This is a genomic window from Vibrio phycocola (genome assembly GCF_054404255.1).
In genome coordinates this window covers 679,867-703,150 of sequence record NZ_JBTAMQ010000001.1, presented here as the reverse complement: position 1 = coordinate 703,150, position 23,284 = coordinate 679,867, and the positions used below count along the sequence as shown (strand labels likewise).

Below are 23,284 nucleotides of genomic sequence, written 5' to 3'. Positions count from 1 at the left end.
AACATGAACGTTTAATCTGTTCGCACTAGATAAAATAAAAGCCAAGAAGATTCCTTCTTGGCTTTTTTACATCACCCTAAATCGAGTTTTGTTTTATCAATCTGTCACTCACTTAATAAGCAACTGTGCCGCGTATTGGGTAATTCTCTTGACTACGTACAAATGTTACCCCTTTCACAATCACATCTAGTTCAGGTCGAAGAAATGGAACATTTGAGATATCGACTGCTTGAAGGTTGCCTTTTTCGTTTATGATAAACAAAGCAGGTTCAGAATAGTTATGATCAGTTTCCTGCTCTGTTCTCGGCTGAGAAATATATACACCCAAAGATTTCATTTGATCTTCTGTCAAACCGTAAGCGATCGGAAAACTCACCGTCAGTTTGTCCATCATCTCAGTGAGTTGCTCTTTAGAATCTGCTGATACTGCAAGCACACTTACTCCAATCGATGCTAGAGCTTCTTTATGTTCTTCAAGAGCATTCAAATATCGAACACATAAAGGACAATGCTTGCCACGATAAACCACAACCATTTGCCAGTCAGCTGACCCTAAAGGTTTTCCTAATTCAATCGCAGTGCCATCGAGTAACTGAGCGGAAACACTAGGAAATCGATCACCAGTTGTTAGTTTTATTGAATTTGCCATAAATCACCTTCTTTAATTTATATAGAATTGAGACAAGACTATCGTTTTATTGTTTATCTAAGACCCAAGCGTCTTCTTCCTGAAGTGCAATCAATAAAAGACTGGCAGCGAAAATTATAATTGATGGATAGAACAACGCGTTTGTACCCGCGAGAAACCATCCCCATGGGTCAAGTACAGATTTAAATACCGCCATTAACGAACCAGCATTTAATACTGCAAGGACAGGGAAAGTCCATTTACGTGCAAATCCTACGACAATGCACAAACCTATGAGAATCTGTAAAACCCCAAGAACCGGTACAATACTGGTTGAAGTAAACAATCCAAAATAGAACTTATTGGCGACTATAAGGCTATGTTCAATATTGAAAACCTTATCAGCCCCCCAAATGACCATTAACCAACCTAAAGAAACTCGCAACAGTAATAAACTAACATTTTTCATCATTTAATCTCCTCGTTTAATAGCGATTTATGTAGAGCATTAGTATTTCCTTCAACCAAATATTGAGCTATTTCGACGTTGATTAAACTAAGCCTTTTACAAGATTGTGTATATGAAACCACAACTTACCCACATATTTGAATGATCGTTCAAATATAAGCGTCCAATGTAACTCAAAGAAATGTACGATTCAATAATAAATTGAACGGCCGTTCACACAATATTGTAAGGAGTTTTTAAGATCCAACTGGCGGTCATCGATGTTAACACTTAGATTCAAAAAAGGCCGTGAGAGAATAGCCTGAGCGGAATTAGACGTGTTAAATCGAGTGTTCAAAGGAGATTAAGAGAATCGGACGAATTAAGAGAAATAACACGACTTGTTATGGACTATAGATAACCGTTCTATTCCGCCCGTTTTTCTTGGCAACGTATAATGATTTGTCTGCAGAAACCAACCATTCATTTAAAGAATGTATTTTGCCATCTAGAGCACAAACTCCGATACTGACCGTAATGTCTATATCAACCGGAGAAAGTTGCATTGGTGCTTGATAGTGAATTGTGTGTTGTTCGATCGCTTTACGTAACTTTTCTGCAAATAGAAATGTTTCGGTTTCATCACAATTTGGAGCCAAGATCAAAAACTCTTCTCCTCCAAACCGGCCAAATATATCGGATTCACGCAACAGCGATGAAATGATTGATGTTATTGATTTTAAGACAAAATCCCCTGCATCATGTCCCCACTTATCATTCACATTTTTAAACTTATCGACGTCAATTAGCAATATCGATGCCATCGTTTGATAACGGTTATGTCGTTTCCACTCATCTGTCAGATTCGCCATTAGTGACCTTCGATTTGGGATTTTGGTCAACTCATCAGTCAAAGCCAAAGACGATAACTTTTCTTCTAATTCCTTTTGAGAGGTTATATCTTGAATAAACCCAATCACAGAGCCGACTTGATTTGATTCATTTAATTGCGGTGTACCTACAACCTGTAACCACGTCGTGGAGAGCGTAGTATCTTCAATCACCTTAGCTTGAATTTCAAATTTAGTTTGATACAAAATTGCAGCTTCTAACGCTTGCGTTAGCCGAAGTTTCTCCTCGTTTGGAAAGAGATCAAGAATCTGATTTAAAGTGAGAGAGCCAGTTGAATTGCTCTCGTCGATAGTATTGCGAAAGCTATCATTTGTGATAAAAAACTCTGCGTTCCCTACTTCGTATAAAAATCCAGAAAAGAGCGCAATGTCACCAGCAGTATGCATAATCTGCTGTAGTTGATTAGAATATTTTTCCACTTCCATTTGTTTGGTTAAATCTTTACCTATCCCCATATAGCCAATAATTTCGTCTGACTTATTCAAAATCGACGTAACTGATACAGATACCGGAAACCGATGGCCGTTTTTTGTTACATAAGTCCATACTCGTTCATCAACGATCCCCATTTTAGGTTTTAAAACAAGTGTTTCAAATCCAGGAGTTACCGTTGTGTTTAGCTCTTGATTTAACTCATTCGTATATTGAACGAGCTCTTCTTCAATATGAAATATATGTGGGGTTGCGCAGTTAATCAATTCGTCAGCACGATACTCAAGCAGTCGTTCGGCCGTCTTATTAAAGTGGGTAATCGTGCCATCAGGCCGAGTTACAATAATTGTAAAGTTACCCGAATCGAGAATAGTATTCTGAAGTGCGATGATCTCATTTAGTTGTTTATCTTGTAAATATCTTGTTGAGATATCCTGAAAGCTCCCAATTACCCATTCACCTTGTAAGAGAGCTGTAACACTAAACCAGCGCTTTTTATCTACATCGAAACAAACGACGGTATTTATTTCATCTCCATTGCCAAGATTATCAAATGCCAATTTTAATGGTTCAAAGTCTTGTGTTGTAATGACACTCGCTAGATAAGACCAAGTGACTGATTGATTTAATGTTAAGTCTAGCATTTCATGGAAATTGGTTGAACATACCCATTGTCCTGCCGCTTGATGACAACGAAAGCTACCCAGCTTCGATATTTTCTCAGCTTCATTTAACTGAATTTTCGCTTCAATTTCCCTGGTAATATCATATGCGAACCCAATGTAACCTTCTGTTTGTCCAAGTACATTTTTAATCGGAGATATGGTGCTATGAAGCCAAAATAGTTCCCCAGTTTTGGTTCGATTACATATATCGCCTTGCCATACCTGTCCCTTTATTAACTGATGCCACATGTCAGCATAAAATTTAGGTGATTGATGCTTACTCTTAAAAATTCGATGGGTCTGTCCGATAACTTCCTCTCGCGTGAACTTCGCGATATGTAAAAAATTATCGTTAATCTCTGTGATGACACCTTGCGCATCAGTCGTCGATATAAGACTAAAATGATTCAGGCTCTTGTGCAGTGCTGTAAGCCGATTGGTTTGGGCATCCAATTCACGAGATGTCGTTCGTAATTGTTCAAACTGGGCAATTTTATCGGCTGCGGCCAGCGCTCGCCCAAACTGATCCGCCAAGACACTAGTGAAGACAATATCACCTTCTGTCCACGTCCTAACCTCATTCATATGTTCACAACAAACAACGCCCACTGTGACCCCATTTCGGCGAATAGGTGCGTCCAGCATTGATTTGATATTCAGGACGTCTAAATACCCAATACAAAATTCTGACGTCAGAGGATCGTTAACCGCATCATTGGCACATATCACGATCTCGTCATCAAGCGCCGAAAAATAACGAGGAAAATTGTCTCTGTTGAGTTGAAGCGCGGTATCGCGAGTTCGATGCTGTTTATCTATCACTAACTGAGAATGAAGATAACTACGTTCTGAATCACCATCTAACCAAATACCAGCTCGCTGAATTTCGAGCCCAGCAATCAAACTAGTCACGATTAAATCGCTCGCTTCGTCTAACAACCCACCATCGATAACTTTACTCATCATTATGGTGTTAAGCAGTTGCTGTTGTAATGGGTTCATGACGTATCGGCCTACGCTTAAGTATTTTAATTATTATTATAGTCATTAACTCTCAACCTTGCCTCTTGACCGCTGCAACAAACGAGATCCGTCGAATATCCAAAATTCATGAACTCTATAGGCCTGCGATTGCAGAGTACCAGAAACCAAAAAACCCCTAAACACGATGGTTTAGGGGTTTAAAAATAAATGGAATGATACAAGATTAAGTTAGAGGCTACTCATCTTGTTTCTTTTTAGGTTTTTCACAATACATATCTTCAATTTCGACTTCATAACGTTGGTTGATCACCTTACGACGAAGCTTTTGCGTCGGAGTCAGTTCGCCCTTATCCATAGAAAATGCCTTTGGCAACAAGGTGAATTTTTTCACTTGCTCAAACTTAGCAAGATCTTTTTGCAGTTCAGCTACTCGCTTTTCTAGCATTTCAACGATATGACTGTGTTTTAACAATTCAATTCGATCTTGATATTTAATGTTGAGCTCTTTGGCATATTCTTCAAGTGATTCGAAACTTGGCACAATTAACGCAGATACAAACTTACGAGTGTCTGCAATAATTGCAATTTGCTCAATAAAGTGATCTTTGCCAATTGCTCCTTCAACAACTTGAGGTGCAATATACTTACCACCGGAGGTTTTCATTAACTCTTTAATTCGGTCAGTAATGAATAAGTTACCTTGCTCGTCAAACTCTCCTGCATCACCTGTTTTAAGGTAGCCATCTTGATCGAATGTCGCCGCAGTTTCTTCCGGCATTTTGTAATATCCGCGCATTACCATTGGGCCACGGACTAATATTTCATTTTCAGGCCCAATTTTAATGTCGGTTCCAGGCATTGGCTTACCAATTGAGTCCGGATCAAATATATCGTCGTTCCAACATGATAACGTTGCAGTGGTTTCTGTCATTCCGTAACCCAGTTTGACATTAATTCCGATTGCGTGAAAAAAACGCCCTATCGTTGTATCAAGTTTGGCACCACCACATGGCATAAACTTAATATTTCCACCAAGTAATGCTCTTAATTTGGCTAGTACTGCTTTGTCAGCGAGTTTGTAACTCTGTTTCAATAGGAACGAAGGTTTTCGTCCTTCCTGCTTACATGCAGAAATACGAGCGCCCATATTCACCGCCCACGTAAATACCAATTTACGATGAAACGGAGCTCGCGACACTTTTTCATGAATCGCTGAGAATATTTTTTCATAAAACCTCGGTACCGCGCACATCACAGTTGGACGAACGTCACTCAATGCGTCACGAACTTGCATTGTATCTTGCAAATAACAAACGGTCGCACCGCGATACAAGACATAGAAACACCAAGCGCGCTCATAGACATGTGATAAAGGTAAGAAGCAGAGTGAGATATCTTCATCAGTCACCACCATTCGTTGATCGTGGCCGTTTAACTGTGATCCCATATTGGTATAATCGAGCATTACCCCTTTAGGTCGCCCAGTCGTACCGGAAGTGTATATTAATGTGAATAAATCATTGTTATTGGCTTGGTCTAGGCGCTCTTCGAATTGAGATTGAAATGCAGGTCCACCCGTTTCTATAAATGCATCCCAAGAAAGGCTATGGGTGTTTTCCTGTAGAATAACCTCGTCACTCATAACAACGATCAACTTGAGTTCATCACAGGATTCAAAAATGGATTCCGCTGAATCATACTGAGCTTGCTCACCGACAAAGAGAATTTTCACATCAGCATCGTTGAGAACATACGCTGATTGTTCAGCGGTATTTGTAGGATATATAGGAACGGTGATCGCGCGAACCTGTAATGCGCCAATGTCAGCGATCGTCCACTTCATCATATTGTTAGAATAAATACCGACCTTGTCTTGTGACTCTATCCCATGTGCTAACAATGCAAGCGACACGGCATCAAGTTGCTGACCAAATTGAGTCCAGCTAATGCCATTCCAAACACCTTCATCTTTTTGACGAAGCGCTATCCGGTCACCGCCTTTGGTAACTTGTTTTCTTACAGTTGTAACAACATGAAAATCTAAATTGGTCATATTTTCTACCTTTGGCTTACACATGTAAGCTTAAACAGGCGGTAAGTGTACATTCAGCAATATAAAAGGCAACTAATGAAACATGTTCTGTATCCCATAACCTTCATTCGGGCTAAGCTTTTACTTCGTCCCTTAATAATGCAGTACCTACAGGGCTTATCTCAGCGATAGGTGTGGCATTATTGTTACGCCAAAATGAAAAATGTAACGACAATTTAACAAAAAGAGAAAGGTTAATCATGAAAAAAGTGTAAATGGTAGGAAAACCAACGACGGCCTAATAGAAAGGAACTAGCACAGATCGAGTTCTAGTAGCATGCATGTGATTATCGATTAATTCCGTGTCTTGCGATACACAGCAGTTACTGCTAAAACTTCCACCCGGCACCAATATAAGCTTGCCCTGTAGAGTAGTCTAAGTCTTCGGTATATTTAATACTCATGGTCGGTCCTTTACCATTAGAATTTGCCCAGGTTTTCTCCAGCCCAACTTGAACCGTCGCACTCGAGCCTGGCATGAAGATCGGAAGATCACCTATCGGCGCCTGATAAGCCGTATTGATTGCCCAGAGACTCGATCTATCCTTTAACTCTGCTGACAAAATACCAGACGTGCCGACATTATATAAAACAACGGTACCATCAGTTGTTAGCTGTAGATCTTCGCCAATCCGAAAGCCGAGATTTGTGCTCCACCTCATATTATCAAAGGCTAAGGTATACCCCTCGGATACATTCACCTCGTTTTCGTAGTCTATATATCCCGACGCTATAACTTCTGATCTCAGAGAAGTATGTTTGTTTGGGCTATACCATGCACTTTGTAAGCCCAGAGAAAGCGTGGATGTGACTTCGTCATTGGTACCTTCTGTTCGACTGTTATCACTGCTTATCACCGTATTGTTCATGTACATCAATTCAATCTCGCCACTGCCAATACCATTCACCGTGATGTTGTCTGTTATGTTTAAGCGTGGCGTTTTTTGAATTGATTTGAGTCTAAAATACAGGGCTTTCTGCTCTATCGAGACCAATGTTCGTTCGCCTTCTCGGGTGATGCCTGAAAGACCGATTTCCATTGACGAATATTTTGATCTCATTGTATGGTTTAACGCGACACCAACGACACTGTCGCCAGCGGTAGTTTCTGCTGTGAATAGTGAACCTTGTCCATACGCGGTATCAACGATGGCTTGTTGCAAGGCGTACGATTTTGAAATATCTCTTTTGCTGTAATCACCATTTGTGACCTCATTGAACACTTGTCCAATCTCGGAAGGAACACGAGCTACGGGAGTACCTTCATGATCGTAAACCCTAAAATACATTCCAAAGTCAGGCGAATAATTGTCTTGTGTTAGCGCCGCTCCGCCTTTCACATCGCCTTCTTGTGTTATGTATCCGTAGTTTAATTTCGCTATGTTGCCTGATTCTTCATCTTCAACAACCAACACTGCGTGGCTCCCCGTCACTTTGGAGTAGCCCACCATATAAATTGAGTCCTTATCAACGCCAAGTGCGGTTAAGATTTGCGCCTGAGCTAACACAACATCGCGACACACGCCGCCAGGATCATCGGTTGAAATACTTGCCAGCATCTCTTCTATCGTTACGACACCTTCTCCAGAGTCACCGACATTATCTGCACGTTCGTAGTTATAATCTTGGCCAAATACATCACCGAAATAAGATGCTACTTCTATCTTGTCGCTAAAAGAGAGATCATCTTTAACATTCTCAAGTTCTGTCTTCCAGTTACTTGGGTCGTCGATCATCGATTGGATGACATTCATCGCGCTGAGGGTATTGCTACTCAATCCGACAGTGCTTGAAGATAAAGAGTGATACGAACTATATGTACCTTCTGAATGGGCGAGACTATCAGGAGAATATGAGGTTCCAATGAAATAGAAAGAAGAATCATGTTTCCCTCTGCTCGTTTTCACCCTTGGACTTCTCTCATATTTAGGCGAATCGGAACACTCGACACATGAGTCTAATGGTGATCTAACCGTGTGGTCTACGTTAATCGCGAGCGTAAACTCGGGGCTCTGAGGCTTTATGGTAGCCAATGGGACTTCACTAAGATCAGCATCATTCGCGATACTTTGAAACGATATCACTAAACACAGAATGGCAGTTTTTTTAATCACTAGACTCATAACAATATCCCGATGAATTTAATTTCCTATCGGCTATTGCTTTAAATAACTTGAGCGATTTAATTCACTTTATTTTATTGACAAAATTAGCGTTGATAACTAGCACCATGCTGATTGTATACGCAGCTTGTTACCCATCAATATTAACCTAGTAACATACCCTTCATACTCAACTAAATTACTATTGCTTTCTATTGGGTTTATTTTAGATGCAAAAATAACACTATTGCCTAACGGCCTAGTTCCCGATTTATTCCTTTTCATATTAATTTAATAAAAATAATATTTTTCATAAACTTATACCTGTTTTAATAATTAATATCAAAAGTTTAAATGATTGTTGTTATGTTGCGATATGGCTCTCAGTAAAAATATTATAATAATTTAATATTGATAAAATTTAAATTTTCATAGAAATCGATGAATATTCAACTCAAGGAAAGTTTGGCACAACGTATTGTTGAAGGCGCAAATAAAATCACCAACTATCCAATAAGTGTTATGGATAAAGATGGTTATATTATTGCGTCAACAAACCCTGCTCGTTTATATCAAAAACATGGCGGAGCAATATTGGCGATTAGTGAACAAAAACCGATTGAAATTTCATCGCATATGCTTGCTGAATTTCCCAACGTCACACCAGGAATCAATTTACCGATATTATTTAATAAAGAACCCATTGGTGTTATTGGAATTGCTGGACCTTTGGAAGATGTTCGTCCTCTAGGTGAAATGGTTAAGATGGCGGCCGAACTCGTTGTTGAGTATATGTCAATGATGGACGCCACTCGCTGGAATGAACGCCAAGGAGAAGAGTTTTTACTCGAGTGTATCGATTCAGAAACCCCTCCCAATCACATATTAAACCGAGCTTCAATGCTTAAACTTACCTTAGATGAGCCCTTTGCCTTGGTTATCGTTGAAAGCCAAATAGGTGATGATATTCAAGATAATATAGACATTTTGAAGTCTTGGTCGTCGAAACATATCATGGCAGAGTACACGAATAATATGAGTATTATCTTGATGACAATGTCAAATAGCGACCGTTTTTCTAATGATATAATGGCTGATTGGCAGGGGTTAAAGAATTACTTTGAAGAGTCATTCCCAAGTAATATCATCTGTGCTTTAGGTAGCATTTACCACAATATTATCGATCTGCCAAAAGCATTTGAAAGTGCGCTAGCTGTTTTGAAATCTGGTAAACGTTTAAAACCTGATAACCATTTTTATCAATATTCCGACTTTGAATTACCCGCTTTATTTGATGGTGTATTTAATGAGTGGCAATTTAGTAAAATTCATCACTATGTTGAACTATTAGAATTGACAGATCCAAGTTTGATTGACGTATTAATTTGTTGGTATGAACACGATTGTGATATTAAAAAAACATCCTCGAAGTTATTTATTCACCCAAATACATTACGATATCGTATTAAGCGAGCTGAAGAAATTTGTCATTTAAATCTATCTGATTATAAAGATAAATGTCGCCTTTATTTTAGTCTAATTCTGTAATTATTAAACGCTAAACCTTCTCAATAAGCATTTTGCTTATTGAGAAGGTTTTTTCAACTACACGTCTCTATTACTCAAAATTTCCTCAATAAGTGGAATGACTATTTTCTCCCCTTGTATTTCGAGTTCGATAGAAGCGCGTTGTGATGACGGATTTGTAGTCATGCGAACTTCAGGAAACTCCACGCCTTCACGAATACAACAAGCAACGACAGTGTGTGCTTTGTGAGCAGGCAACTGCCAATCTAGGTGCACGACTCGTTCGCTCGCATCAGTTTCGATTTCCCGAGCTGGAAAAACCATATCCTCTGAATAACCATGAGCTAAAGTCGATTCTGCATCGGAATGGTTAAGTAACTTACACTTATATAAATCTAGATCACGGCGATTATGTGTGAGCAAGATAGTACTGCTGCTAGAACTCAAGGTCGCGTTAAGTTGGCTATGTAAACGCCAGTTTAAAACCTGTTCGCTCTCTAGACAGATCGAATCGATGATAACCAACCCATATTCCTCAACCAATACCAGCGTACGATAAAAGTGGTTAACTGGCTCGGCATAAGAATGACTTAAGTCCAATGTGACGATCTCGAAGCTCGGTTCATTCCGTCTCGTTACTACTTCGCCAATCGCTTTTTGATCATCCAATTTTTGACCGGAATTACCAACCAAGGGTAAGTTGTGGGCGATGGTTTGTCGGGTCCACTCACTATGATGGCGACTACCAAAGCGATATCCATAACTACCTGTTGGGATTAAAACTCCAACATCACGATCAAAAAATGCAATATTACCTTGGTCTCCATGGCGGTGAGAACTGTTGCCGAAAGCGCTCGCTCGATAATAAAGAGACATATTACGTCGCATTAGTTTGCCCAGGCCTGCATATGAGTAATAGTGGTTTAGTGTGTGTTGTTCTTCTATTTTTTTCGCAGTCGGTTTCTTGTTTTTTACATTCAGTTCAAACTCCAATTGCGTTGCTGTAGGGACAACGTCGAGCAAGTGAAGTTGATAATCATTGATAAGTCGCTCTAATTGCAATGAGTGCTGGTAGTCGACCGAATCACCAAAGCGCGCCGAATAGATTCTTAACGGGTTTTGTGCAAAAAACCCTGGCCACTCTTTACCATCACGCTTACACCAGAATCCATCACCAAATGGGTAAATGGCTTGCTCAGGCGTGATAAAATCACGCGCGAATTTATGGAAGTTTCTATAAAACGGATGTTCATAAAAAGAGAACCCAGATAACCGTTCAACGCTTAAGAAAAATGGATGATGCCACTTCGTATACGACGATGCATAGAATGGTCCTTCAACCCAACTGCCATCGATTCCACCATAAAATGGTAAGATGCCTCGATAAATCATGATTGAGTAATTTAACCACTCCTCGCACTCTTCTTTGTCATGTTCACGATGCAGAGCTAATGCCGCAACGCCTAAATATCCAGAGAGTCTTGAGGTATGTGAATGGCCAGGATATTGTGCAAAATTATCTTGTTCAAGTCGCTGACGAAGTTGTTTACCAATTCTGACTAACATCGGGCGAATAAACGCTTTTTCTGATTCATTGAGTAACGGGGCTAACCAATGATAAACAAGGAATAGATTACGAGATAACGATAACCCTACTTCATCTCCCCACGTACAAGGACGCAGTAATGACGCGGGGCCTTCTGGGCTCCATTCTGCAAGCTGCAATAATCGACTTAACGCTTCATTACCGTGCTTTTGCTCTCCCCAAATTCGGTACAATAATGCATTTACCACTAAGTCCCGATCGATCCATTTTCTCACATTGGCGATGGCTTCTCGTTTTCCTTCTTCGAGCCCACGTTGATAATGTGATGGATAATAAATTTCAGACATTGACACAGCTTGAAGCGCAGTTTGCTTCAACTTAGGGTAAATATCGAAACACTGTTCTTTTATAGGAGAAACATCTTCATTAAAGTACATCAACCACTGTTCACGACCACTACATTGCTCAAATAGCTCACTCGCGGTGGGCGCTATGTAATTCGAAAGCGAGTCGTTAATTTCAAATTCAATCCAATCCGAGACATTGTTAGCGTCTATCGTTAAGCGCCACTTATAAATTCCAAACGGTAGCAGAAAATCAAGCTGCAAAGGCGATTGGACTTGTTGCCAATTCCATTTTTCACCGGTTGTAGAGTTCTCTAACTCTAGGTTGTATAGCGTATTTTCTCCGCTATCTGGCCAGTTAAAACTAGGCGGGTTAACTGCCGCTGGCGATACGGGACTAGGAGATAAATTTATCTGAAAATCATGGGTTCTTGCTAGATCAAGCATTACTATTTTCCTTATGAAACCACTGATATTCACCTGTTAAAGGATCAATGTTGCCAATGATTTTCGCGGGAGTCCCTGCTGCAATACCGTAGGGTGGAATATCACTTGTCACCACTGAATTGGCGCATATGAGGGAGCATTTACCAATATGACAACCTGGTGTCACAACCACACCAGAGGTTAACCAAACACCGTCTTCTATCGTTACTTTGCCTTCATCGGTTCTAGCACTAAAATAATCGTCCTGTGGGTCGTAGAGATGGTTCCCTGCAACAATACTAACATGAGGACCAACTAACACATTTTCCCCAATCTGCACATTGCCATTAATATAGCTATATAACCCAATATACGTTTTCTTACCGATCTGATTTTCTTTAATGCGGACAATTGCGCCAGGTGCTATACGGACATCTTCTGCTAAATGCCCTAATATTTCAGCTCGTTTATTATCGTCTAGATAGTTATTACTCTTATGGCAATAAAGCGTGAACTTTCTAAACTCTTCATCGCTTAACTCACCACCATGTTTTTTCTGTACTGACATCGGCTAGATCCATTAAGGTTTAAAATAGGGACTTGCTCCGTAAAGCAAGTCCCGAACGCTTTACTCTTCTATATAGTATTGCTCTTTATAATGGAAGAATGGGCTCTTATACACAGAGAAGAATTTCTCTGGCACATTTTTCATTCGGTTATGAACAACCGCGGGTGACCCGGTGTAACGTAAAATACCAATGGCATAAAGGTTCTCAGAGTGAATCTCCATAACTTCGTTAACCATTTCGGCAAATTTCGCTTTATCTGTCTCCTGAGTCAGTTTCTCGTACAAATCAACAAGAACCTGCATTTCCGGTGTAGGCGCTTTACCGTTAGCACCATTCGACTGATAGTATGCTGCTTGAAGCGGTGCAAAGTTGGTATTAGACATCACTGGGAAGTAGTTATTTGCACCAAATAGTGGGTTCAAACCAGATGTATTATTGTGTAAGACCATCTGATATTCGCTACCACGACGTATTTGGTTAAAGTAACTCTTTTCATCCGAACGCATAATAAAGCGAAGTTTTAAGTTATCCATGTCTGCTTTAAACAGAATGGCACCTTCTTCACTAATTTTACGCCCCGCTTGGAAGTGAACCAAGAAGCTGAGTGGTTTCCCATCTGAACCTAAACGGTATCCTTCTTTGTCTAACTTGTCTAAGCCTAAACTATCAAGCATCATATTCGCTTTTTTAACATCGAGCTTGGTGTATTTAGTTGACGTTGCTTCACTACCACCCGGTGATTCCGGAAGAATTACTGATTGAGCAGGAGCAGATAGCCCAACCCCTAAGATCTGGTTTTGTGTATCACGATCAATACCTAGCGAGATTGCCTGACGGAAGGATTTATCTTGCATCAAACGTTTCACTTCCATGTCGTCGCCGGTGTAATCCTGGTTTGGAATTAGCACCAACATGTTAGCGTGGTCACTCAGATCCATAAGGCGAGTTTTATAATTTCCTGCTTTCTCGCCTTTTTTCAGTGCAGTAAAGTCACTGGTTAGTTTAGAGATACGGTCGATATCCACTTCACCAGCAAGAGCTTTCAATATACGCACTTGAGGTTCTGCTGCTTGCGGCCAGGTCATCGAATCAATGTACGGTAATTGATTACCTTCAGTATCCACTTTCCAGTAATAAGGGTTACGTACAGCACTCTGTTTTAGCTCTTGAGGGTCAGTGTTATAGACCCATGTGTAAAGAACCGGAAGATCAGGGTTGGTATTCGAGCGTGTATTCCAACGATTCTGGAACAGCTGACGCCAGTCTGTCATACCTGCATCTGAGATCTTCTTTTGTAGATCCGCTTCAGAAGTATACTTAGGTAAGTATTCTTTGAGGTAATGTTTAGGTGACTGCGGTAAACGAAACTCCATTGTTGAGCGAAGGTGCTTTTCAATGAAGTTAGGATTCGGCTCTTTATAATGAAGCTCAAACGTTTGCTCATCAATGATTTTTAGCGTTGCAGGTTCACCACCTGATAAAAACAATGACTTAACACTCGGCTCAAGGTCAGAGTTCATTTCCAGATCGTTGTACCAAAAATCAACGTCTTCTGTTGTAAATGGCGAACCATCTGACCATTTCATGCCTTTGCGGAGTGTAAAAGTATAAACGCGAGAATCGTCAGAAATGGAATATGACTCTGCAAGGTTTGGTACGCGTTGTTGGTTGTCGTCAAGATCAACCAGCGGCTCTGCACTCCACTCATGGAACTGATAATTGGGTTCAACACGACGCCATTCGCCACCGTATTTCCCAACATTATTTATTGGTTTAACAACTAAAGGGTTTTCAGGCATGCGTTCTTCGACTGCAGGGATCGCACCTGAGTTAACCATATCGGTCAACATAGGCGCTTCCTGATATGCCCAGGCATTTAATGCTCCTAGCATTAAGGAAAGTGCTGCGAGTTTATGTTTCACGTTTATCTCCTGTTATTGTTTTAGGTATATCTCTTCGACTAAGTGACAAGCACTTTGACGGAAGATTTCTTTGCCGTTATGGGTGTCAGCAAATTGTCGTAATTCTGGCGACGTTGTTTTACATATTTCAGTCGCATATTTGCACCGGTTATGGAAAGCACATCCCGATGGAGGATTCGCTGCATCGGGAATTTCCCCTCCTAAAATATCGCTGCGAATCTGTCGCTCTTCGATATCGGGAATAGCATGCATTAATGCTTCGGTGTATGGGTGTAAAGGCTTTTTGAATAACACGTCTGTTGAAGCCACTTCGACTATTTTGCCTAAGTACATGACACCAACGCGATCGCACAAATACTTAACAACGCTTAAATCATGAGAAATGAACAAGTATGAAAGATTAAATTTGTTCTTAAGCTCTCCTAAAATCTCTAGGATTTGAGCTTGAACCGAAACATCTAAAGCACTTACCGCCTCATCAGCAACGATAAAGCGAGGGCGAGTGATCAGTGCTCTGGCTATGCCAATTCGCTGGCGCTGTCCACCTGAGAAAGCATGTGGGTAACGCATGAGATGAGAGGCTCGCAACCCAACCTGCTGAATCATATCTTTCGCTTGTTCATAGAGGTAGTCTTTGTCTTTTACACCTGCAAGACGTAAAGGCTCTTCCAATATCTCTTGCACCGTCATACGAGGAGACAACGAAGAGTATGGGTCTTGGAAAATCATCTGAACTTCTTGACGAATAGGGCGAAGTTCTTTTTGAGTCATTGGTACAAGGTCAACCTGCTCTCCGGTTTTACTATGATAAATAACTTTACCGCCAGTGGGCTCCATAGCTTTTAAGATTGCTCGTCCAACGGTTGTTTTTCCACAACCAGACTCGCCCACTAATCCAAATGTTTCATTCGGATAAATTTCGAAATTAATATCATCAACCGCTTTAATTACACCTTTGCGTCGACTAAATGCACCACCTTTCATACTGAAATGCATTTTTAATCCGTCCACTTTAACTAATGGAGTTGCTTCAGAATTCATGATTTACGCCTCGAAACATCTGACCTTATGGCCATTTTCTTGTGAAACAACAGGAGGAACTTCTTTACGGCATTGCTCGGTCGCTTTATCACAGCGCATCCAGAATGGGCAGCCCGTAATTTTACTGTATGGATCGGGCACACTGCCTCGTATTGGCTTCAATGCATCTTCGGTATGAAGTGTCGGAATTGATTCAATGAGAGCCTTGGTATAAGGATGCTTAGGCGCTTTTAGGATCTGGTCTGTGGTTCCATACTCAACAATGTAACCAAGATAAAACACGGCAATTTCTTCCACCATGTTTGCGACGACCGCAAGATCATGAGTGATCAAGACAAGCGCCATATTCTGTTCACGCTGTACATCTTTTATCAGGCTTAAAATTTGCGCTTGAACCGTAACGTCTAGCGCAGTTGTCGGTTCATCAGCAAACAGTAATCGAGGATGGCAACTGATCGCCATCGCGATCATGACACGCTGACGCATACCGCCAGAGAGCTGGAAAGTATAGTCGTCGTAGACTTCATTTGCTCTGGGCACTCGCGCCCTTTCAAGCATATGAATGGCATGTGCTTTTGCCTGATCTTTCGTCATATCAGTATGTTGCATGATTAACTCACGCATTTGACTACCAATGGTATGTATTGGGCTTAAGCTACTCATCGGCTCTTGGAAAATCATTGAGATTTCCTTGCCTCGAATGCTGTTGATCTCTTTGCCATTTTTCTTAGTCTTAAGCACATTAACAGGCGTGCCATTTCGGTGATAAGTTACCTCTCCTTTGGTCACTCTAAATGACGGTTCAGGTAATAAACGAATTGCCATACGAGAGGTCACGCTTTTACCACAGCCTGACTCACCAACAATGCCGAGACTCATGCCTTCGTAAATGGTTAGGTCAATATCGTTCAGAGTATTAGTAACGCCCTCAATAGTATGAAACTGAGCTGCTACGTTCTTATATTCGAGTAATTTGTTTCGCATAATTTAGGCTCTATTCATATATGGGTCAGCAGCATCACGCAAGCCATCACCCAGGAAGTTAAAAAACAGTACAGTGACAATGACGAAGATCGATGGGTAAAGTATCCAAGGGTAGTTAGCGATAACTTCAATACTTTGCGCTTCTTGCAGTAAAACACCCCAACTAACAACTGGTGGACGTAGGCCTATCCCTAAAAAGCTAAGTGATGTTTCCGCAATTATCATCGCTGGAATACTTAACGTAGCTTGAGCGATAACAAAGCTTGTCGCTCCCGGTAACAAGTGCTTGCGGATGATGTAGAAATTTCCAGCGCCGGATAATAACGCGGCTTCGGTATATTTCTCTTCCTTTAAGCGCATCACGATTCCACGGACTACCCGTGCAATACCTGTCCAACCAATTACCGATAAAATTAAGGTAATCATGAAGTACACGAATATGGGCGACCATTGTGGGGGGAGCGACGCAGCCAATGCCATCCAAAGAGGAATTGAGGGAAACGACATCAATACTTCAATCAAACGCTGAATGAAGGTGTCGATTTTTCCGCCATAAAATCCCGATATACCACCAAGAACAACGCCAAAAACAAGACTCAGCAGTACGCCAATCAAACCAATTGAGAGTGAAATTCGCGCTCCGTGCACAATCTTACTGAATATATCTCGGCCAAGCTTATCCGAGCCCATCAGAAATAGTGCCGCACCATCATCAACCCCGAGTAAATGAATGTCGGTTTTAAATAGCCCAAACACTGAATATTCATAACCTCGGTGAAATATACGAATGGGGTATTCCTCACTACCTTGAGTATATTCAAACTCTAACGTTTCCATATTTAATTCACGTTCTAAGTTGTGAATAAATGGTCGAGTAAAGCTACCTTCACTATTTATAAAATGAATTTCACTCGGTGGTGCATATTTATATTTTGCTGCGTATTTATTGATATCCGCGACGGCAATAACATCTGCAAATATGGCAACGCTATAAAACACGATAATCATAATTGCACTAAATAACGCCATCTTGTGTTGCTTAAAACGCAACCACATTAGCTTGGTTTTAGAGGCATAAGCTATGTCACTTGCGTGGTCATCGACTTGTGCGGCTAAGCTATTATCTAGTTCGATATCCGAGCTAGGATCTAAATGAGATTGGGACGTCATGGTAACTCCTAAGCGAGACGAATACGTGGATCTAATAATGCAATGAGAATGTCAGAGATCAGCGTACCGATAATCGTGAGTACCGCTAACATCATTAAGAATGTCCCCGCCAGATACATATCTTGGCTGCGTAACGCTTCTAGTAGATATGGACCTGTTGTCGGTAAACTAAGAACAATTGCAACGATGGCACTGCCTGAGACTAGTTCTGGTAGCATCCACCCAATGGTTGACGCAAGTGGGTTAACCGCATGACGGACAGGATATTTTAGAACGACTTTGTAGGCTGGAAGTCCTTTTGAACGAGCGGTATCAACGTATGGCTTATGTAGCTCATCCATCATTGTGGCGCGCATGATTCGAATTTTACTTGCGGTTCCGGCCGTTCCGACCACTATTACTGGAATCCAGATATGTTTCATCGCATCAAAAAACTTATCCATACTCCATGGTGCATTGAGATATTCAGGAGAAAATAGCCCGGAGAAAGGTGAACCAAACCAACTAAGAGACAAATACATAAGCAATAATGCGAGCAAGAAGTTAGGAATTGCCAAACCTAAAAAGCCAAAGAAGCTCACCACATAATCAAACATTGTGTAAGGTTTTAATGAGGTCAAGATACCCGTTACAAATGCCGTGAGTAGTGTGAAGATCAGCGTGATAAATGTGATTAAAAATGTTAACCCCAACTTACCCCAAATAAGATCTTGTACAGGCTTCTGATGTTGAAATGAATAGCCAAAATCACCATGTGGAAACCCACTTATCCACTTAAAATAATTAACAAACATGCTATCACTAATCCCGAGTTCTGCCTGAATACTCGCCCTTAGCGCATCAACATCGTTAATGGACCCATCGATAACCAATCGCTCAGATATGTAAGCATCAACAAAATCTCCTGGTGGGATTTGAATAATAACAAACGATACTATCGATATAATTATGAGAGTAGGAATGGATATTAAAAATCGTCTAAGAATATAGGAAAACATAAATCCTCTTTAATTAACTCAACGTTATTACTTCTTATTCATTTAAATTAACTTACTAAATAAAAATATATTTCAGTAAGAATGATATTTATTAAAGTTGATTAAACCCCTTCCCAATCAATAAGATTAGAAATAAATAAAAATGGTTAGATTAATGAATTCAGAAATGAACATAGATATATTCAATTATGAGTTCTTTTAATGTCTACAATAGATATTGCACCAAGAGAATTTGTATGACATTAGTAATTTGTCAAAAAATTCACCCTCATTTGTGCTAGATTTTTGTACATTTCTACAACTCGATGTTCTTCATATCACGAATTGTTAGTGATTTGTTAACATGATCACTAATTCAGCGCGCTGTCGTAGTCTAGAGGGTTACATCAAACGTGATTGTCTTTAGAGAAGTTGTTTAAAGAAAGGAAGTCAATTTAACCTATTGATAAATTGACTATAAATACAAAGTTAAAAGAAGTTAATCGCTTAAAATTAGAAACGGGGCGCAAGTTTCTCCCCGTGCTAATGAGTTCAATAGTTGACTTAAGCGATTCTGAAATTTGATACCATAGTGTTTAATTCACGCCCTGAGTTAGCAAATTGTTCAGTTTGATCGGCACTTTGTTCCAACAGTTGATTAATATTATTTAGATTTTCTGTCAGTGCGAGTACATTGGCACCTTGTTCTTCACTTGCCGCCTCGATGAGCTCAGTCAATTTCGTCACATTATTCACATCATTGGTAATGCTTTTTAAAATATCTTCAACAATCGTCGCCTGCTCAACCCCTTTCGCAGCTTGTATTTTATCTCCCTGCACTCCTTGAATCACACGCGCCGTTTGAGTTTGTAACTTCTCAGTCATTTTTTGAATTTCGTCTGTTGACTGTTGAGTTCTTTGTGCCAAGGTTCTTACCTCGTCGGCTACAACGGCAAATCCGCGGCCCTGATCACCTGCCCTTGCTGCTTCGATTGCTGCATTTAACGCAAGTAAATTGGTTTGATCAGCGATCGAACGGATGATTTCTAATATATCCCCAATAGCATCAACATCACCACCCAGTTCACCCAATGCGCCACTTGCAAGCTCGATAGAGTTTGCTAATTGCTTGGTTGCTGAGAGATTTTGTTCAACGGCTGAGTAACCAGAAAGCGAATTGACTCGAACCTCTTCAATAACAGACACAGTTTGTGAGGTATTGCCAGTGATTTCTTCAACTGACGAACTCATTTGATGCAGGGCTTCAGATACCTGATTTGCTTGATCTTTTTGCTGTCCGACTCTAACGCTGCCCTGTTGCGAGATATCACACAAAGTCTGTACATAACTTGTTACTTGGTTACTGCAATTTTCCACATTAGAACGATACGTTTCACTGTTTTCAATTAATCGATTAATACCTTGGCTTAATTGAGACAATTCATGGCGTCCTTCAGCGTTTAATCGTAATGAAATAACACCACTTTCATGTCCGAGTGTAATTAGTGTTGTATTAATTTCTTTAATAGGGATAACGATACTCTGGATAATAGGCCAAGCTAGCAATGCTATCAGGGCTATGATGGCCAAGGTTAATGGCTGCGTTACTGCGGCTTCAATCCCAACCAGATCTGCAAATAAAATCACTAATATGGGAATAAAAACCAACATCCATAACCGTAAGACAATACTCAAGTTTTTACGCATTTCTGTTCTTCTCGTATACTGATTGACGAATATTCATTAGTCCGCCGTTGATTTTTAGACGAGCGAATTACGAACACTATTTACCTACCTGTATTTAAAAATAGTATTCTCGCCAATATCACGCACATTTAATATGGTTATTATATGCGTTACATCACGAGTTTATTTAATTTGGATGCATCATATTGGCTCAAGCTGAGTTATTTAAGTGCAGCATTCGCGTTCTAACTTCACTCATCCGAGCATTATGCACAACCATCGCAACCTGAAGTGTACCAATATCCCATTTTCATCCCATGGAAACATGGCATAAAGATTGTTAGTTCCTGACTACTACCACTACAAAGGAATGACATCATGCAAGGAAACAATGATTACCCTCTCAGCGAGGTGCCAGATAGCAGTAGAAAAGGCATGTTCTCAATGATGGCTGTGCTACTCGGGTTTACTTTTTTCACCTCCACAATGTGGGCTGGTGGTCGCCTCGGCAGCGCATTTTCAATGAGTGAGCTCTTAACCATAATTATTATTGGTAACCTCATACTTGGCGCGTACGCTGCAGCACTCAGCTATATTGCTTACAAGACAGGACTCAATACTGTATTACTGAGTCGATATTGTTTTGGGGAGATCGGGAGCAAACTGTCGGACTTTGTTCTCGGCTTCACCCAAATCGGTTGGTATGCATGGGGTGTCGCCACCATCGCAATTGTACTTACCACACTTCTAGGGCTGAGCGAAAGTTGGCAAATGCCATTGATGATTATCTTCGGTTTTGGCTTTTGCGTTTCCGCTTCGATTGGCTATCGCGCACTGGAATTGTTATCCAAAGTTTCTGTTCCAGTAATGCTTATATTTATCGCATTAAGCATTTACCAAGGTGTGATCGATATTGGCGGAATGGTAGAGCTTTTTGGAATTACGCCAAGTGATAATATGGCGTTTAGCGCTGCGATTACCGTTGTTATAGGAACCTTTATTAGCGGTGGCACGCAAGCGACCAACTGGAGTCGGTTCTCCAAAACTGGCAAGATCGCGGTTATATCAACGCTCGCCGCATTCTTTATCGGCAATGGATTAATGGTGTTCATTGGAGCATTTGGAGCAATGATATACCAACAATCAGATATTGTAGACGTGCTTGTCGCACAAGGCTTTTTGATTACTGCCGTCTTAATGCTCTTTGCCAATATCTGGACCACGCAAGACAATACAATTTATAACTTCGCTGCTGCTGGATGCAACTTATTTAGGACAGAACGACGCGTTTTAATTACGATTGTGGGCGCCGCCATTGGCACAATATTGGCGATATTTGGTATGTATAATTATCTGATTCCGTTCTTAATTCTACTGGGCACTTTTATTCCCCCAATTGGCGCGATTATTATGACCAACTTTTGGGTAGTCCATAAAGCAAGCCCTCCAACACTGTCGCAAACTACATTACCTCGTTTTGATTATGCAGGTTTGCTTGCATACGCACTCGGTTCCGGCGCGGCTTATTTTTCTGCGTGGATGCCTCCTATTATTGGAATGATTGTGGCAAGTATAAGCTATATTGTACTCACTCAAATTTTTGCACGTTCTACTCAACCCGTCAGCGCTAGCTAATTCATGCTAACTGTACGAGATATCCCTCAAATTGAGGGATTAAATTCAATGGTCATTCAGACAAAATCCGAGAATGTTAATAGGGCCATCCGCTGGCCCTATATCGCTGAAGACCATAATTTAAGCCCTTGGTTAAAGGGAGGTGAAGTCATTTTTGTCACTGGGATTAATCGACAATGGACAGACCATCAATTTAGCCAATTAGTAGACACTGCGTTACGCTGCCACGCACCGGCCATTGTTGTACTTACTGGTTCAATTCACATACCAATACTCAATAAAACATGGTGTCACATCTGCGAGCAAGCGGGAATTGCTCTAATTGAACAACCCTACTCTTTGCCCATGGTAACCGTAACGGAGCGACTGTCTAACGCGATCATTCAAGATACATTCTCTCAGCGTTCTAAACAGTGGTTTATCCAACAACTGATACACAGCTCTACACACGTCCCTCCGATTGCATTAACTCAAGCACGCACGCTCGGCTTAGATTGTGATGTTGAGTTAACGGTGGCTGTTTTGCGCACGGAGTTACCAAATGACACAGTCAACGAAAGCAGTGTTTTCGTTATGCAGGAATTTTTACTCCGTTACCAAAGCCCATTCCCTATCACAGAGATCCATAACGGTTGGGTTTTGATTGTGCCAACTCAATCCTTTGACCAGCCCAGTTATAGTGAAAAAGGCTTAGAAATTTGGCATGCTCTAAAGCACGATTTATCGCAACATCAACTCATTGTCTCTATAGGATTAAATGATGGAGGTACACTCGTCGATATCAATCGAGTGACTTATCAGGCTCGACAGTGTGCAGATGTAGCAAACAATTCAAATCAAAATGGCGTCTACCACCATCGCTCTTTTGGTTTACAGCAACTTTTTGCCGCGGTGGATGATGTTCAACTCAAACATGACTTTTGCGCTCGTTATCTAGGTTCTCTTTATAGAAATCAAGATATCGACAGTGTTACTCTAAAAACAACATTGCGATGTTACTTCGAACAACTCGGAGCTCTACGTCAGACAGCTTCAGTACTCAATGTTCATAGAAACACGGTAACATCTCGTCTGCATCGTTTTGAAGCTATAACAGGGCTTTCTATGACTGATGCAACTCATCGCCTCGGCATTCAAAATGCGCTGTTAATAGAACGGGCGATGTTTCCAACTCCAATAGATTCCTAAGGATAA

The 23,284-nt window shown here is 40.7% G+C and carries 16 protein-coding genes; 3 read left to right on the top strand and 13 right to left on the bottom strand.

The features are described from left to right. Positions 1-112: 112 nt before the first annotated feature. The 5 genes from ACXJY6_RS03390 to ACXJY6_RS03370 all read right to left on the bottom strand — a co-directional run bounded on the left by ACXJY6_RS03390 (position 113) and on the right by ACXJY6_RS03370 (position 8,284). Positions 113-649 (bottom strand): peroxiredoxin family protein, encoded by a 537-nt coding sequence (locus ACXJY6_RS03390; protein WP_458767385.1) that lies wholly within the window; start codon positions 647-649, stop codon positions 113-115. Between the two features lie 46 nt (positions 650-695). After that, entirely contained in the window at positions 696-1,100 is a 405-nt protein-coding gene (locus ACXJY6_RS03385; RefSeq protein ID WP_458767384.1) for a DoxX family membrane protein, read from the bottom strand. A gap of 380 nt (positions 1,101-1,480) precedes the next feature. After that, positions 1,481-4,087, bottom strand: a complete 2,607-nt coding sequence (locus ACXJY6_RS03380) for a sensor domain-containing diguanylate cyclase (RefSeq protein ID WP_458767383.1) — start codon at positions 4,085-4,087, stop codon at positions 1,481-1,483. A gap of 217 nt (positions 4,088-4,304) precedes the next feature. Then, a complete protein-coding gene (locus ACXJY6_RS03375; RefSeq protein WP_456050454.1) occupies positions 4,305-6,122 on the bottom strand; it encodes an AMP-dependent synthetase/ligase in 1,818 nt (605 codons plus the stop codon). Positions 6,123-6,490: 368 nt separating this feature from the next. Beyond that, positions 6,491-8,284, bottom strand: coding sequence for a hypothetical protein (locus tag ACXJY6_RS03370; protein ID WP_458767382.1), 1,794 nt, complete (start codon positions 8,282-8,284; stop codon positions 6,491-6,493). A gap of 420 nt (positions 8,285-8,704) precedes the next feature. On the opposite strand from ACXJY6_RS03370, the gene ACXJY6_RS03365 reads away from it, so the two are divergent. Continuing rightward, positions 8,705-9,811, top strand: coding sequence for a CdaR family transcriptional regulator (locus ACXJY6_RS03365; protein ID WP_456050456.1), 1,107 nt, complete (start codon positions 8,705-8,707; stop codon positions 9,809-9,811). 57 nt (positions 9,812-9,868) lie between these two features. Here the strand turns inward: ACXJY6_RS03365 and ACXJY6_RS03360 are convergent, their stop codons facing one another. From ACXJY6_RS03360 to ACXJY6_RS03325, 8 genes are all read right to left on the bottom strand, one after another. Next, positions 9,869-12,127, bottom strand: coding sequence for a heparinase II/III domain-containing protein (locus ACXJY6_RS03360; protein ID WP_458767381.1), 2,259 nt, complete (start codon positions 12,125-12,127; stop codon positions 9,869-9,871). After that, a complete protein-coding gene (locus tag ACXJY6_RS03355) occupies positions 12,120-12,674 on the bottom strand; it encodes an acyltransferase (protein WP_456050458.1) in 555 nt (184 codons plus the stop codon). The genes ACXJY6_RS03360 and ACXJY6_RS03355 overlap by 8 nt, the downstream gene beginning before the upstream one ends. Positions 12,675-12,734: 60 nt before the next feature. Beyond that, positions 12,735-14,597, bottom strand: a complete 1,863-nt coding sequence (locus tag ACXJY6_RS03350; RefSeq protein ID WP_456050459.1) for an ABC transporter substrate-binding protein — start codon at positions 14,595-14,597, stop codon at positions 12,735-12,737. 12 nt (positions 14,598-14,609) lie between these two features. Beyond that, the gene (locus tag ACXJY6_RS03345; protein WP_456050460.1) at positions 14,610-15,638 is read right to left on the bottom strand and encodes an ABC transporter ATP-binding protein; all 1,029 of its coding nucleotides are present in this window, start codon (positions 15,636-15,638) and stop codon (positions 14,610-14,612) included. A gap of 3 nt (positions 15,639-15,641) precedes the next feature. Next, positions 15,642-16,622, bottom strand: a complete 981-nt coding sequence (locus tag ACXJY6_RS03340) for an ABC transporter ATP-binding protein (protein WP_458767380.1) — start codon at positions 16,620-16,622, stop codon at positions 15,642-15,644. 3 nt (positions 16,623-16,625) lie between these two features. Then, a complete protein-coding gene (locus ACXJY6_RS03335) occupies positions 16,626-17,792 on the bottom strand; it encodes an ABC transporter permease (RefSeq protein ID WP_456050462.1) in 1,167 nt (388 codons plus the stop codon). A gap of 8 nt (positions 17,793-17,800) precedes the next feature. Then, a complete protein-coding gene (locus tag ACXJY6_RS03330) occupies positions 17,801-18,790 on the bottom strand; it encodes an ABC transporter permease (RefSeq protein ID WP_456050463.1) in 990 nt (329 codons plus the stop codon). Between the two features lie 543 nt (positions 18,791-19,333). After that, a complete protein-coding gene (locus ACXJY6_RS03325) occupies positions 19,334-20,476 on the bottom strand; it encodes a methyl-accepting chemotaxis protein (RefSeq protein WP_458767379.1) in 1,143 nt (380 codons plus the stop codon). Positions 20,477-20,833: 357 nt separating this feature from the next. On the opposite strand from ACXJY6_RS03325, the gene codB reads away from it, so the two are divergent. Together codB and ACXJY6_RS03315 are read left to right on the top strand one after the other, a co-directional pair. Then, positions 20,834-22,090 (top strand): cytosine permease, encoded by a 1,257-nt coding sequence (gene codB, locus ACXJY6_RS03320; RefSeq protein ID WP_458767378.1) that lies wholly within the window; start codon positions 20,834-20,836, stop codon positions 22,088-22,090. A gap of 3 nt (positions 22,091-22,093) precedes the next feature. Next, a complete protein-coding gene (locus ACXJY6_RS03315) occupies positions 22,094-23,278 on the top strand; it encodes a helix-turn-helix domain-containing protein (protein WP_458767377.1) in 1,185 nt (394 codons plus the stop codon). Positions 23,279-23,284: the final 6 nt, after the last annotated feature.

What these genes read in the sequence shown, in the direction of transcription:
- ACXJY6_RS03390 (WP_458767385.1), bottom strand. Translation starts at nt 649, where the DNA reads ATGGCAAATTCAATAAAACTAACAACTGGTGATCGATTTCCTAGTGTT.
- ACXJY6_RS03385 (WP_458767384.1), bottom strand. Translation starts at nt 1,100, where the DNA reads ATGATGAAAAATGTTAGTTTATTACTGTTGCGAGTTTCTTTAGGTTGG.
- ACXJY6_RS03380 (WP_458767383.1), bottom strand. Translation starts at nt 4,087, where the DNA reads ATGAACCCATTACAACAGCAACTGCTTAACACCATAATGATGAGTAAA.
- ACXJY6_RS03375 (WP_456050454.1), bottom strand. Translation starts at nt 6,122, where the DNA reads ATGACCAATTTAGATTTTCATGTTGTTACAACTGTAAGAAAACAAGTT.
- ACXJY6_RS03370 (WP_458767382.1), bottom strand. Translation starts at nt 8,284, where the DNA reads ATGAGTCTAGTGATTAAAAAAACTGCCATTCTGTGTTTAGTGATATCG.
- ACXJY6_RS03365 (WP_456050456.1), top strand. Translation starts at nt 8,705, where the DNA reads ATGAATATTCAACTCAAGGAAAGTTTGGCACAACGTATTGTTGAAGGC.
- ACXJY6_RS03360 (WP_458767381.1), bottom strand. Translation starts at nt 12,127, where the DNA reads ATGCTTGATCTAGCAAGAACCCATGATTTTCAGATAAATTTATCTCCT.
- ACXJY6_RS03355 (WP_456050458.1), bottom strand. Translation starts at nt 12,674, where the DNA reads ATGTCAGTACAGAAAAAACATGGTGGTGAGTTAAGCGATGAAGAGTTT.
- ACXJY6_RS03345 (WP_456050460.1), bottom strand. Translation starts at nt 15,638, where the DNA reads ATGAATTCTGAAGCAACTCCATTAGTTAAAGTGGACGGATTAAAAATG.
- ACXJY6_RS03340 (WP_458767380.1), bottom strand. Translation starts at nt 16,622, where the DNA reads ATGCGAAACAAATTACTCGAATATAAGAACGTAGCAGCTCAGTTTCAT.
- ACXJY6_RS03335 (WP_456050462.1), bottom strand. Translation starts at nt 17,792, where the DNA reads ATGACGTCCCAATCTCATTTAGATCCTAGCTCGGATATCGAACTAGAT.
- ACXJY6_RS03330 (WP_456050463.1), bottom strand. Translation starts at nt 18,790, where the DNA reads ATGTTTTCCTATATTCTTAGACGATTTTTAATATCCATTCCTACTCTC.
- ACXJY6_RS03325 (WP_458767379.1), bottom strand. Translation starts at nt 20,476, where the DNA reads ATGCGTAAAAACTTGAGTATTGTCTTACGGTTATGGATGTTGGTTTTT.
- codB (WP_458767378.1), top strand. Translation starts at nt 20,834, where the DNA reads ATGCAAGGAAACAATGATTACCCTCTCAGCGAGGTGCCAGATAGCAGT.
- ACXJY6_RS03315 (WP_458767377.1), top strand. Translation starts at nt 22,094, where the DNA reads ATGCTAACTGTACGAGATATCCCTCAAATTGAGGGATTAAATTCAATG.